Below are 12,277 nucleotides of genomic sequence, written 5' to 3'. Positions count from 1 at the left end.
GGCACACTCCGGCGGTCCGGAGGACCTGGTGAGCGACCGGCGTCCCCGACTGGGTGTGATGGGCGGCACCTTCGACCCCATCCACAACGGCCACCTCGTGGCCGCGAGCGAGGTCCAGGCCGACTTCGACCTCGACGAAGTGATCTTCGTACCCACCGGGCAGCCCTGGCAGAAGGGTTCCCGGCAGGTCGCGGAGGCCGAGGACCGTTACCTCATGACGGTGATCGCCACCGCGTCCAACCCGAGGTTCTCGGTGAGCCGGGTCGACATCGACCGGCCGGGGCTCACCTACACCGTCGACACGTTGCGTGACCTGCGGGCCGCGCGGGGTCCGGACGCGGAGTTCTTCTTCATCACCGGCGCGGACGCGCTGACCCAGATCCTCACCTGGCGCGACGTCGACGAACTGTTCCAGATGGCGCACTTCGTCGGGTGTACCCGGCCCGGCCACACCTTCGAGATCGACGAGCTTCCGTCCGAGGCCGTCACGCTCCTGGAGATCCCGGCACTGGCCATCTCCTCCACGGAGTGTCGCGAACGTGTCGCTGCGGGTCGCCCGATCTGGTACCTCGTCCCCGACGGCATCGTTCAGTACATCAACAAGAGGCGGATGTACCTCAAGCCGTGAGATCCTGGAGTGGACCTTACGCCGAACAGATACGCCGTTCCGATACATTCGTTCCGGAATCGGCGAGAAAGGACCTCGTGCCCGCAACGACCGAAGCCGTCGAGCTGGCACAGCTGGCCGCATTGGCCGCTTCTGACAAGCAGGCCCGCGACGTCATCGCATTCGACGTCTCCGAGCGGCTCGCCATCGCCGACGCGTTCCTTCTGTGCTCTGCCACCAACGACCGTCAGGTCGGCGCCATCGTCCGGGAGATCCAGGACCGACTGGCTGCCGCCGGCCACAAGCCGTCCCGCCGCGAGGGCGACCGGGAGAACCGCTGGGTCCTGATGGACTACGGCGATCTCGTCGTCCACGTCCAGCACGTCGAGGAGCGCACCTTCTACGCGCTCGAACGACTGTGGCGGGACTGCCCCGAGATCAAGCTCCCCGAGGCCGTCACCGTGGGCGGAGGCCCTCGCGACCTGGCCGCAGACATGCCGGGTGATCTCTCCCGCGGTCTCTCCGACGCCGAGGGGCCGCGTCCCACCGGAACCGACGCGTGACGGCCGCCAGGCTGGTGGTCTGGCGGCACGGGCGGACCGGTTGGAACTACACGGACCGCTTCCAGGGGCAGACCGACATCCCGCTGGACGAGGTGGGGCTGCGGCAGGCCGAGACCGCCGCAGCCCGGCTCGCCGCCCTGCGTCCGGCCGCCATCGTGGCCAGTGACCTGAAACGGGCCGCCCAGACCGCGGCGGCGCTGGCCCGGCTGACCGGGCTGGAGGTGTCGTACGACCCCGATCTGCGGGAGATCCACGTCGGCTCCTGGGCGGGCATGACGAGGGTGGAGTTCGCCGCTCGCCACCCCGACATCCACGCCAGGATGGAGGCGGGGGAGGACGTCCGGCGCGGCGGCGACGGCGAGACGGTCGCCGAGGTCGCCGAACGCGCGGAGAAGGCGTTCCGGCGGGCCACCGAGCTCGTCGCCGACGGTGAGACCGTCGTGGTCGCCTCGCACGGTCTGGCCACCCGGGTCGGAGTCGCCCGACTTGTCGGTCTCACCTCGGCACACTGGGACGCGTTCGGCGGGCTGAGCAACTGCTCGTGGGTGGTCTGCGAGCCGGGCCGGCGAGGCTGGCGGATCGTGGAGTGGAACGCCGGCACCCTGCCCGAGCCGGTGCTCAGCGACGACCGCTGAGGCGTCTCGGCCGGGTAGGTTCGACGGCGGTCCGGAGCCGCTCCGGGCCGGTTCGAGGTCCTCGGCGGACGGTCGGGATCTCCATTGGTGCCCTGGTTTCGCCTGAGCCGGGTGGACCCGATAGAGTGGGCCGCGCCCACAGGGCAAAGGGGCTGTAGCGCAGTTGGTAGCGCACCTCCATGGCATGGAGGGGGTCAGGGGTTCGAATCCCCTCAGCTCCACCGCAGTCAGAGGCCGGTTTCCCGTTCAGGGACCGGCCTCTTCTCGTGTCGTACGGCAGGTGAGCACCGTCACAGGTGCGGTTCCTTCTCTGCGTTGATCACTCCGGCTGCTCCTGCGGGTCATGCCTGCGTTGCCTAGCGGAGCCGAGCCGCCACGGCCGAGAGGAGCGCGTCGACCGCCGAGGCGTCGAGCACGGCGTTCTCCCCACGGCGGAGCGCCACTGCGGCATCGATGGTCCCGCTGTCGGGCCAGCGGGCACGAGCCCAGGCGGCACCTTCGAGTTTCGACCCGAGTACGTCCTCTTCGGCGAACCGCCATGCCCTGCAGGCGTTCAGCACCGAATAGAGGGTCGCCTTCTCGTGGGCGCGGTGCCATGCCATGGACCGGTACATGGCCTCCAGCAGGGTGTCGCGAGGGACATCGGCGAAGACCTCTCGCGCAGGAGGTCCACTGATCGCGAGACCGGACCGGTGGGCGATCGCCCGGTCCAGGACGTACCAGAAACCGGGCTCGGCCGACGCGTCCAGATGCACGGCCGTTGGCATGCGTGGTCCGCCGTTGGCGTTGACCTCGAAGTCGGCGCCCGAGGGAGGCGAGCCTGCGATCTCGCGGCGGTAGAGGGTGAACTCCACGCCGCGGGCCGGGCACCCCGCACTCGCCTCGACGACCGCTGAGGCGACCGATCGCCGCTGCGAGTCGGTCAGTGCGGCACCGGACACGGCGGCGATGTCGATGTCGCTCTCGCCCGGGACGTAGCCGCCCAGGGCGACAGAGCCGACGAAGTACGCGCCGACAAGATCCGGGCCGAGCGTGCGAGTGAGGGCGTCCGCCACCTGATCACCGAACGCGAGGACCTCGGGGATGATCACCCGTCCATCATCGACCACCGCGGGTGACCTGCTCCATGAGCCTTGTCGACCGCGCTGGAACGAAGTCAGACGTCGACTTCATGGTCGAGCAGTTGGGTGCCCAGCCGCAGCTGGATGATCTGCCGGGCGACCTCCCGCAACTTGATGTTGCGGGTCTGGGAACGTTTCCTCATCAGGCTGAACGCGTGGTCCCTGTCCAGGTGGTGGCGCTCCATCAGGATCCCGGTCGCCGCGCCGATCTCGGTTCGGGTGGTCATGGCGTCCCGAAGTCGCGTCGGCTGCCGGCTGAGGGCGAACGTCATGGCCAGCTGGGACGCGTACAGGAGGCCGATGGCGTCCGCGCCCGTGGCGAAGGCGTCCGGTCGGTCGGCGTAGAAGTTCAGCGACCCGGCGGCGCCGTCCCAGGCGAACATGTGCGCCGACAGCATGCCGCCGACGCCCATGGCCACCGCCGCGGGGGCGAATGTCGGCCACCGGGAGTCAGTGGCCATGTCGCTGACCAGGTGAACAGGCCCGTGATGCAACGAGGCGACGCAGGGCCCCTCGCGGTAGCGGTACTGCACCGCGTCCACTTCCCGCACGAAGTCGGCGGTGACCGCGAAACTTTCGAGCGCACCCTTCTGGTCGCGAAGTGTCACCCCCGCGGCGATCGCCCCCGGCACCGCCGTCACCGCGGCCTTGGTCAGCCAGGCAAGTGATGACTCTGGAGACTCGTTGGTCCACAGAGCGTGCGTCAATCCCTCGAGTGCATCCGCAAGCCGCTGGTCGTCTGGCCGATCCATCAAAATCCCCACGCCACTGTCGGATGCTTCCCGCGCCGTATCCGTCACCGGAAGGTCGGTGACCTCGGGCGAGGTTTCGGAAAGGCTAGACCGGGTTGGTCCCACTCGCTAACGGCGATTCTCTCGAAAGCGGTAGGCCTTCGAACAGGTGTCCGAGCCCAACGCCGCCCTTGATGGCGAGACCGCGATCGGCGGTGGGGCCCGATCCGCTGGACCACACGGAGGTCACCGCTCACCAGCGACGGGGGAACGCCGGGTGCAGTGATGTGATCCAGGCGGATCGGGTGCTCGCACGCTACTCCACTGTGGTCAAACCACGCGCATCGGGAGTGATCATGGCGGGCAATGTGGCCCAGAACGGCCATTGTGGTCGTAGGAATCTCAATTTCACACTGACAACTGCGAGTTGACATGACGTCGTGCGGTCGTACGCGAGCAGAGTGTCATCCGCCAGGCCAGGCAGGACAGGCGGAAACGCTCGCCCGGCTATTTAACCGTCAGCGGCTGGCGGCCCAGCCGATCGCCACGGCGCCGGCCGCGACCAGACCACGGCGTACCGTCGGACGCTGCCAGACGAGCTCGGTCGTCCGGCGAAATCTTGGACCAGATGGCAGCGGACGCCGAGGAGAACGGACTGTACGACCTCACCTCCACCCCCAGACGCACGAGGTGAGGTCGAAGTTTCGTTGCCTCTCCCGCATTCCTCGATGCTTGCGTGCTCCAGACCGACCTGATCGTCGGGTGGGTCAGATGAGCCGATCCTTCCCTGACGCTGCGGGCGCCGGCTATGAGTCCCCCATTGATGCCGTGACCAACCATCCGAAGGCCAGACGCGTCCACGCACCGGCTTGCCGCGGTTCGCTGCCGAGGTTCGCCGACACCTCTGAGTGCTCCAGCGGGAGGTAACTCAGGGGATGGGGATGTGGGCGCGGACTGCTCGGGGGAGCTTGGCGACGACGAGGTCGTAGGAGTGGTCGATCATCCACCGCAGTTCGTCGTCGTCGACGGAACCGTCCAGGTCGACGGTGTTCCAGTGCCGCTTGTTCTGGTGGTAGCCGGGACGCACCGACGGGTGCCGGGCCCGCAACTCCAGCGCCAGGTCCGGGTCGCACTTGAGGTTCGTGGTCGGGCTGCCTTCCAGTGGCACGAGCGCGAAGATCCGGCCGCCCACCTTGAACACCGCCACGCCGTCCCCGAAGGGGTAGTCCTCGACGGCGCCGGGCATCGCGGCGCAGGTGGCGAGCAGGTCGTCTCGGGTCACGAGGTCGGGGCGTTGGTGTAGACGCGGCGGGGGACTATGAGCACGGCGGCCCGTCGCTCCTGTGCCATCACCTGGTCGTAGGTGTCCCAGTCGTGGTGGGTGCCGCCGGCGGCACAGAAGACCTCCCGCAACAGCAGCCGCAGCGCCTCGGCGTCGACCTCTGGATGCGGGTCGTCGGGTCCGATGATGTCGACCTCACCCTCGACGGCCGCCCACTGCCACCCGGCTCGGACAACGATCGTGGCACGGGGGTCGGCGCGCAGGTTGCTCAGCTTGCGCGACCCGCCGATGGCGACCAGCCCCACCACCTGCCCGCCCAGCAGCGGGTGCTCCAGGACGCCGGCGTTGATCACCGAGGACTGGATGCTGCCGTCGCGCCGCAACGTGCTGAGCACGCACAGGCCGTGGTCGGCAGGGATCAGCTCGGTGAACGCGGTGAGGTTGTTCAGGTCGGTCATGGTCGCGAGCCTACGAGCAGCCACCGACACCTGTGTGGACTTACGCCCGGTTTCGAGCCCCCTTCGCGCGATCGCCTGTTACCGTGGCCCGGTGGAGCTGGTCTTCGGACTGACCGTTCCGGCGGTCGTCGTCCTCCTTGTCGTCTTCTGGGCGTACGACAAGGTGCAGCAGCGCCGTGGCAGGCGGCAGGGAACGCCACTGTCATCGACGTACCTGAACGAGTTCACGGCACTGTTCCACGCCACCAAGCGGACCGAGCTGGAACACCGGGAGTCGGTGTCGCTGATCCGCGAGGAGGACCCACAGGGTGCACCGCCGGGTTTCGGCGTCGACTTGGACCGCGGCGTGGTCGTTGTCCAGACGGACAAGGCTCATCACCTGCGTCAGCGGTGAGGCATCGGCGGCGGGTTCAGCGGTTAGCTGGTGGAGTCCACCCGGTCGCGGGACGACGGAGACCCGCACCTGACGTAGATCGTCTTCCCGTGGGCATCGGTGCGGGTCTCGAGCGCGGCAGGGCCGATGGTCGGTGCGTACGTCGGAAGCTGCTTCGGAACGTACCCCGCGCCCGCACCAGGTGCCGGGGCAGCACGGTGAGCGAAGTCTGGGGTGTGCGCTGAACTACCGCGACGTCCAGCTCGTGAGGTAGCCGTCGATCTCCGCTGTCAAGCGCGCCTTGACATCCTCGGGTGCGAACGACGTGGTGACCGCGTTCTTGGCCAGTGCTGCGATGCCGCTCTCGTCCAGGTCGAGCAGGTCCGCGGCCACGGCGTACTCGGTGTTGAGGTCGGTGGCGAACATCGGCGGGTCGTCGGAGTTGACGGTGACCAGGCAGCCGGCGGCGACCATGTCCGCCAGGGGGTGCTCGGCGAGCGTCGCCACCGCACGGGTGGCGATGTTGGAGGTGGGGCACACCTCGAGCGGGATCTGCTTCTCCGCGAGGTGGGCCAGCAGTTCGGGGTCGCGGGTGGCGGAGGTGCCGTGCCCGATCCGCTCGGCGCCGAGGACGTTCAGCGCGTCCCAGATCGTCTCCGGCCCCGTCGTCTCTCCGGCGTGTGGCACGCTGTGCAGTCCGGTCGCCCGGGCCGCGTCGAAGTGCGGCTTGAACTGCGGTCGCCCCACCCCGATCTCCGGCCCGCCGAGTCCGAAGCTCACCAGGCCCGCGGGCGCCAGCCGGGTGGCGGCGTCCAGGGTGACGTCGGCGGCCGGGATCCCGGACTCACCGGAGATGTCGAAGCACCACCGCAGGACCAGGCCGAGGTCGCGCTCGGCGGCGAGCCGCGCGTCCTCGATGGCGTCCATGAACGCCTCGCCGGGGATGCCGCGGTGGATGTGGGAGTACGGCGTGACCGTGAGCTCGGCGTACCGGATGCCCTGCGCGTGCATGTTCTCCGCCACGCCGTACGTCAGTGTGCGGACGTCCTCGGCGTCGCGGACCAGGTCCACCACGCTGAGGTAGACGGTGATGAAGTGCGCGAAGTCGGTGAACGTGAAGTACTCCGCCAGCTTCGCCGGGTCGGCCGGCACCCCCGCCTTGGGGTGCCGGGCGGCCAGCTCCGCCACGATCCGCGGCGACGCCGAGCCGACGTGGTGCACGTGCAGCTCCGCCTTCGGCAGCCCGGCAATGAACGCCTCGTACCGGCGCGGAACGGCGTCCGGGACGGGGACCGCGGGGTGCGCGTTCGCAGCGGCGGCCGGGGCATCGGTGGAGGAGGCCGCGGAGGAGGCGGCGGGGCGGACCGGCTCGGAGGTCGTGGACATGGCCCGAGAGTCTGGCACAGCCACCTCGACGTCAGCGGCGAACCTGACAGCAGACTGTCAGATATCGGGGCAGAACCCCGCTGAGGAGTGACTTATTCACTCTGACCGCCGGACCGCGCTGGGTAATCTGCCTGCCGGAGGTGCCGACCATGAACGAGGCCGCGGAGCTGCGCGCCCTGCCCAAGATCGACGTCGCGGACGCGGGGCTCGGCGTCACCGTGCACGCGGGCGATGGCGGCGGCCCGGACAGCGTGACGGAGGCACTGGACACGACCACCACCCGCCGCATCGGTCACGGCGTCCGGTCGGTCGAGGACGCGGACCTGCCGGCCCGGCTGGCGGCGGAGAGCATCCACCTGGAGGTGTGCCGGAGCTGCAACGTGCAGACCCGGGCGGTCGCGACCTACGCCGCGCATCCGGTCCGGGCGCTGCGGTCGGCGGGGGTGCCGGTGAGTATCAGCACCGACACCAGGGCGGTCACCGACGTCGACCTGACCGGGGAGTACGCCAGGCTGGGCGAGGCGTTCGGCTGGACCAGGACCGCCTTCGGCGAGGTCAACCGCGCGGCGCCGGCCGCGAGCTTCGCCGATCCCTCCGTACGCCGGCGGCTGGCCGGTGTTCTCGACGACGCCTACCCGAAGGTTCCGGCATGACCTCACCCACGACCCCGACCACCTCCCGACCGGTGCAGCCCGGTCAGGTGCTCATCTTCGACGCCGACGACACGCTGTGGGAGATGAACCTGCTGTTCGAGCGGGTCATCGAGGACTACCTCGACTGGCTCGAGCACCCCACCCTCGACCGGGCCGAGATCCGGCGCATCCTCGACGACATCGAGGCCGCCAACGCCGTCGCCCACGGGTACGGCAGCAAGGTGTTCCTGCGCAGTCTCGGTGAGTGCCTGGAACACCTGCGTGCCCGGCCCGCGACCGCCCGGGAACGCACCGAGATCGACGAGCTCGCGGTGGCGCTGGTCGAGCACCGGGTCGAACTCCTGCCCGGCGTCGCGCAGACCCTGGACACCCTCGGGAGTCGGCACGAGCTGCGGCTGCTCACCAAGGGCGCCCTCGACGAGCAGCAACGCAAGATCGACGCGTCCAACCTCGCGCACCACTTCGCCGGCATCCACATCGTCGCGGAGAAGCGGGTGGACACCTATGTCGAGCTGGCCGCCACCCACGGCCTGGAGCCCGGCCGCACCTGGATGATCGGCAACTCGCCGAAGTCCGACATCAACCCGGCCCGGCGGGCGGGGATGAACGCGGTCTTCATCCCCAACCGGCACACCTGGGTACTCGAGCACGACGAGGTGGACCCCGACGACGACGGCGTACTCCGGCTGGACGCGTTCACCGACCTGCTCGCACACTTCTGATCCGACCCTGGCGCGTGAGGTGAAGGAGGAGTACGCCACCGACGCGCGGGCGGTGACGACTCTCGGCGTACGCAACGTCCTGCGGGGCGAGCCGGTCTCGCACTGGGTGGCGGTCCTGTTCGCGGTCGAACCCGGCACCGTCGAGATCGGGGAGCCGCACAAGTTCGACGCCCTGGGATGGTTCCCCCTGGACGCGTTGCCCAGCCCGCGGCATTCCCAGCTGGACGACACGCTGGAGATGTTCGGTACGTGGCTGGCTGCGGAACGTTTGGAGTGACCAAGTGCCCGAGCGGTGAGATGATCTGGGGACACGTTTCATGCTCCGGCTCGGTGAGCTCGCCCCTGTCCTCGGCGGCTCGTCCCTCATGACTGGTAGGGAGCCCCGTGATCGTTCTCCGCGCTCGCATCGCCTCCGCCCGGGTGGCGGCTCGGGTGGTGCCCGTGTGGGGTCGGGTGTGGCTCGCCGCGATGTGGGTCCGGGCCGCCCAGCAGCTTGCGTTCCACTACCGGCGCGAGGAGGCCGCCGCGGCCGCGCGTTCGGGCGTGCACTGCTGGCGCGCCCTGGAGTCCCGCCGGCCCGGTCGGCACGGCGCCGGGCTGGCCCGGTCCCTGGGGGTGCTCGCCGAGCGCCTGGCCGATCTCGGCTCGGTCGGTGAGGCGCTCGCGGTGGCCGAGGAGGGGGTCGCGCTCGCCGAACGCCAGGAGAGCGCGGACGTCGTGACCCTGGCCGCCACCCGGTCCGCGCTGTCGGTCGTCCACGCACGCGCCGAGCGGCCCGACGAGGCGCTGGCCGCGGTCGAACGCGCGGTCCACCTGTTGCTTCCGCTGGACGTCGCCCCGAGCCGGACCGCGGTGGCGGTGCTGGCCGCGGGGCTGAGCCGGATGGGCGGCCTGCTGGCCGCCGCCGGGCGCCACGAGGAAGCCCTGTCGGCCTATGGCGAGGCGGTCGTTCGGTACCAACGGCTGTTCCGGCGGGGCTGCTGGCGTTACACCGTCCCCTACCTCTGCGCCCAGGGCGAGCTGGCCCGCCAGCTGGGTGCCCTCGGACGCTGTGCCGAGGCGCTGGAACACGGTGCCCGGCCACTGGCGTACTTCCAACTGATGGCCGGTGCGTACCCGGCCGAGTACCGCTGCGTCCAGGCTTCGCTGCTCACCGAGGTGGCGCGGTGGCGCGGCGCCCTCGGCCAGCACGCGGAGGCGCTGGACGGCGCCGACCTCGCGGTGTCGCTGTTCCGGCACGAGCTCGACGTCCAGCCGGAGCGGGCCGGAGCCGGTCTCGCGTACGCCCTGCGGTGCCTCGCCGTCCAGTTGCGCGCGCAGGGTAGAGCCGACGACGCGATCGTCGCGCTGGAGGAGGCGGTCGCCCTCCGGCGGCGGCTGGCGACAGGTTCGCCCGCCCAGCTGTGGCCGTTGGCGGCGCTGCTGATGGAGTTCGCCGACCTCATGTGGGGGCTGGGCCGGCGGGTGCCCGCGATCCGGCTCACCGCCGAACGCGTGGCGGTCGACCGGCGGCTCCTCGCCGCCAACGTCGCCGGCACCGACGGCTCCGGTGCCGACCCCGAGCACACGCTCGCCCGCGACCTCTACCTGCTCGGGGTCCGCTGCCGGACGACCGGCCAGTCGGAGGAGGCGGCCCAGGCGATCGAGGAGACGATCGCGCTGCTGCGATCCCGGGCGGCGAGGTTCGCCGGTGACCAGGCGGTGCCGGCGGACGCCGTACTCTCCGAGGAGTCCCGGCGCGCCGACGACGGCGGCACCCTGCCCGACGACGTCCGCCGCGATGACGTACGCCGCGACGACGCCCTGGCCGACGACGTGCTGACCGACGACGGCCTGGCCGACGGCCCCCTGACCGAGGACGAGCTGACCGGTGGCCGGCCGGTCCGCCTCAGCGAGCGGGCGTGGCAGGACGACCAGGCGCTGCTGGCCGACGCGCTGGAGGAGATGGCCCACCTCCACGACGCCCGCGGCTACCTCGTCGAGGCGTTCGTGGCGATCGACGAGTCGGTGGCGATCCGCGAACGCCTGGCGTTCCCGCCGGTCAGGAACTCGTCGGCACCTGGCGAGGCCTGAGGTTCTTCTGCAGGAAGCCCATCACCTGGTCCTCCCAGGCCGCGATCCGGGTCGCGTACGCCTGCAGGGGCGGGGTGTCGGGCAGCTTCCACAAGGTGACCGTCCACGGGGCGGTGCGCCGGTACAGCTGACCCACCCGGATCTCCCCGCGCTCGGCGACCAGTAGCAGCTTGTGCGGGTGCATCGCCCTGATGTCGTGCCGCAGGCCGCGGGGCGGAAGTGAGCGCCGGAGCACCGCGGCCGTGGCGTACTCGACGTTCTCGGTGACCCGCTGCAGCCAGCCGGCCGGCGTCCCCGGGATGCGCAGGGTGTCACCGGGGGAGCGGCGCCCGACGCCCTCCGCGACGACGGCGCGGATCCGGCCGTCGTGCACCGACGCGGCCATCGCCGCCTCGCCGCCCCGGCCCAGGCCGATCACCCCGATCTTGGACCGCCGTACGCCGTAGTGGTGGGCGAGGAACTTCACCCCGGCGTAGATGTCGCGTTCGCCGGTCCAGCCGAGGTCCATCGCGTCACCCTCGCTGGCCCCGGTGCCACGCGGGTCGTACAGCAGGACGCCGTACCCGTGCTTGGCCAGCAGCGCCGCCTGCGGCAGGACGTTGGACCGGGTCATACCGGCGTCGGGCGCGAGAACGACCGCGGCGGAGTTGCGGGACGGGATGTACCACCCGCGCAGGAGGACGCCGTCGGAGGTGTGAAGTTCCACGTCGTCGTACACGAACCCCTTGTCCCCCGGGTCGAGCTTGTCCAGCAGCGCCGGCGGCGGGTTGACCGCGGCCACCGCGGACACGACGGGCGGCAGCAGCACCGCCGCCGCGATCGCCGAGGCGAGCAGAACGGGCAGTCGCAGCCAACCTCGCACCGTTCTGCCGTACGCCAGAATGCCGGCCAGCAGCAGCGGCAGGCCCACCACGACCAGGGTCACCCCGAACATCGAACGCAGCGACAGGCCGTCGGCACTCGCGTGCGGCAGGCCGATCCCGAAGCCGGCGGCCACGTCCACCACGCCGACCAGGGTGGCCAGCCTGGCCCGCCGGCGCGGAGCGCCACCCCGCTGGGCGCGCAGGACGAGCAGCGCTGCACCCACGATCACCAACAGCCGCAAAACCCGGCCGAAGAACGTGCCGCCCGGTGCGAGCACGACCACCAGCCCGACGGCGGACACCTTCGTCGCCTGCGGGAGGAACCGCAGCGGAGGCTTCGGTGTCCGCCAGACCGGGCGGTGCCCGACCAGCCGGCCCAGGCGCCGCAGCACTCGCCGCCGGATGGGGGTGCGCTTCGGGCGTTTCGCGCGCTCCCCGTGCTTGCGGGGCCTTCGGGGTTTGCCGGCCTTGCCGGCCTTGCGGAGCTTGTCGGCCTTGTCAGCCTTGCGACGTTTCCGGCGCTCCCGGCGCGACGGGCGTTCGGGGAGCTCGGGGCGCTCTGGGGCGATGACCGCCACGTCCGGCCTCCTTGCGGCGCGATGCCGGGTAGGAGGCACCCACCGACGGGGCGTCGCACGGACCGTGTGGGGCTTGGTTCGAGCCCGAGCCCGCCTCGGTCGGTCGTGACCGGACCGTCCCCCTCGCGGTGGTCGCGTACCTGTCGCCGGTGGGTGCCAAACCCACGATGCGGCTCGGGGCGCGGGCGGACCCAGGGGACAAAGGACGGTGGGAGGGCCGGTCCGTCCCGGG

Annotated in this window: 14 protein-coding genes and 1 tRNA gene; 9 read left to right on the top strand and 6 right to left on the bottom strand. The window is 70.8% G+C overall.

Annotation, left to right across the window (positions count from 1 at the left end; translation table 11 throughout):
• The first annotated feature begins 28 nt into the window (after nucleotides 1-28).
• The 4 genes from nadD (at nucleotide 29) to ABZV93_RS22805 (ending at nucleotide 2,026) form a co-directional block, all read left to right on the top strand.
• Nucleotides 29-628 carry a nicotinate-nucleotide adenylyltransferase gene (nadD, locus tag ABZV93_RS22820; RefSeq protein WP_354939408.1) on the top strand — a complete coding sequence of 200 codons (600 nt, stop codon included), beginning with the start codon at nucleotides 29-31 and terminating at the stop codon, nucleotides 626-628.
• Between the two features lie 77 nt (nucleotides 629-705).
• On the top strand, nucleotides 706-1,170 hold the full coding sequence (gene rsfS / locus ABZV93_RS22815; RefSeq protein ID WP_354939406.1) for a ribosome silencing factor: 465 nt from the start codon (nucleotides 706-708) through the stop codon (nucleotides 1,168-1,170).
• A complete protein-coding gene (locus ABZV93_RS22810) occupies nucleotides 1,167-1,805 on the top strand; it encodes a histidine phosphatase family protein (RefSeq protein ID WP_354939404.1) in 639 nt (212 codons plus the stop codon). The genes rsfS and ABZV93_RS22810 overlap by 4 nt, the downstream gene beginning before the upstream one ends.
• A 148-nt stretch (nucleotides 1,806-1,953) precedes the next feature.
• Nucleotides 1,954-2,026: transfer RNA gene (locus ABZV93_RS22805), tRNA-Ala, on the top strand.
• 135 nt (nucleotides 2,027-2,161) lie between these two features.
• Here the strand turns inward: ABZV93_RS22805 and ABZV93_RS22800 are convergent.
• From ABZV93_RS22800 to ABZV93_RS22785, 4 genes are all read right to left on the bottom strand, one after another.
• Complete coding sequence (locus tag ABZV93_RS22800; RefSeq protein WP_354939402.1) at nucleotides 2,162-2,914, bottom strand: aminoglycoside adenylyltransferase domain-containing protein; 753 nt, start codon at nucleotides 2,912-2,914, stop codon at nucleotides 2,162-2,164.
• A 47-nt stretch (nucleotides 2,915-2,961) separates the two neighbouring features.
• Nucleotides 2,962-3,633, bottom strand: a complete 672-nt coding sequence (locus ABZV93_RS22795) for an ANTAR domain-containing protein (RefSeq protein WP_354939401.1) — start codon at nucleotides 3,631-3,633, stop codon at nucleotides 2,962-2,964.
• 952 nt (nucleotides 3,634-4,585) lie between these two features.
• Entirely contained in the window at nucleotides 4,586-4,939 is a 354-nt protein-coding gene (locus tag ABZV93_RS22790) for an MmcQ/YjbR family DNA-binding protein (protein WP_354939399.1), read from the bottom strand.
• On the bottom strand, nucleotides 4,936-5,397 hold the full coding sequence (locus ABZV93_RS22785; protein WP_354939398.1) for a TIGR03618 family F420-dependent PPOX class oxidoreductase: 462 nt from the start codon (nucleotides 5,395-5,397) through the stop codon (nucleotides 4,936-4,938). The genes ABZV93_RS22790 and ABZV93_RS22785 overlap by 4 nt, the downstream gene beginning before the upstream one ends.
• 91 nt (nucleotides 5,398-5,488) lie before the next feature.
• Between ABZV93_RS22785 and ABZV93_RS22780 the strand changes: the two genes are divergently transcribed.
• Nucleotides 5,489-5,791: a DUF6191 domain-containing protein gene (locus ABZV93_RS22780; RefSeq protein WP_354939396.1), complete on the top strand. Its 303-nt coding sequence runs from the start codon at nucleotides 5,489-5,491 to the stop codon at nucleotides 5,789-5,791.
• A 225-nt stretch (nucleotides 5,792-6,016) separates the two neighbouring features.
• Here ABZV93_RS22780 and ABZV93_RS22775 read toward each other — a convergent pair whose 3' ends face one another.
• On the bottom strand, nucleotides 6,017-7,156 hold the full coding sequence (locus ABZV93_RS22775; RefSeq protein WP_354939394.1) for an adenosine deaminase: 1,140 nt from the start codon (nucleotides 7,154-7,156) through the stop codon (nucleotides 6,017-6,019).
• A gap of 149 nt (nucleotides 7,157-7,305) precedes the next feature.
• Here ABZV93_RS22775 and ABZV93_RS22770 point away from each other — a divergent pair, with 149 nt between their 5' ends.
• The 4 genes from ABZV93_RS22770 to ABZV93_RS22755 all read left to right on the top strand — a co-directional run bounded on the left by ABZV93_RS22770 (nucleotide 7,306) and on the right by ABZV93_RS22755 (nucleotide 10,604).
• Nucleotides 7,306-7,809, top strand: a complete 504-nt coding sequence (locus ABZV93_RS22770; protein ID WP_354939392.1) for a hypothetical protein — start codon at nucleotides 7,306-7,308, stop codon at nucleotides 7,807-7,809.
• The gene (locus ABZV93_RS22765) at nucleotides 7,806-8,531 is read left to right on the top strand and encodes an HAD family hydrolase (RefSeq protein ID WP_354939390.1); all 726 of its coding nucleotides are present in this window, start codon (nucleotides 7,806-7,808) and stop codon (nucleotides 8,529-8,531) included. Before ABZV93_RS22770 ends, ABZV93_RS22765 begins: the two co-directional genes overlap by 4 nt.
• A 7-nt stretch (nucleotides 8,532-8,538) precedes the next feature.
• Nucleotides 8,539-8,808, top strand: coding sequence for an NUDIX domain-containing protein (locus ABZV93_RS22760; RefSeq protein ID WP_354939637.1), 270 nt, complete (start codon nucleotides 8,539-8,541; stop codon nucleotides 8,806-8,808).
• Between the two features lie 107 nt (nucleotides 8,809-8,915).
• A complete protein-coding gene (locus ABZV93_RS22755; RefSeq protein ID WP_354939388.1) occupies nucleotides 8,916-10,604 on the top strand; it encodes a tetratricopeptide repeat protein in 1,689 nt (562 codons plus the stop codon).
• On the opposite strand, the gene ABZV93_RS22750 is transcribed toward ABZV93_RS22755, so the two are convergent.
• On the bottom strand, nucleotides 10,573-12,045 hold the full coding sequence (locus ABZV93_RS22750) for a CocE/NonD family hydrolase (protein WP_354939386.1): 1,473 nt from the start codon (nucleotides 12,043-12,045) through the stop codon (nucleotides 10,573-10,575). The genes ABZV93_RS22755 and ABZV93_RS22750 overlap by 32 nt on opposite strands.
• Nucleotides 12,046-12,277: the final 232 nt, after the last annotated feature.

The organism is Actinopolymorpha sp. NPDC004070 (assembly GCF_040610475.1).
Classification (GTDB): domain Bacteria; phylum Actinomycetota; class Actinomycetes; order Propionibacteriales; family Actinopolymorphaceae; genus Actinopolymorpha.
This window is presented reverse-complemented; position numbering and strand designations above follow the sequence as displayed.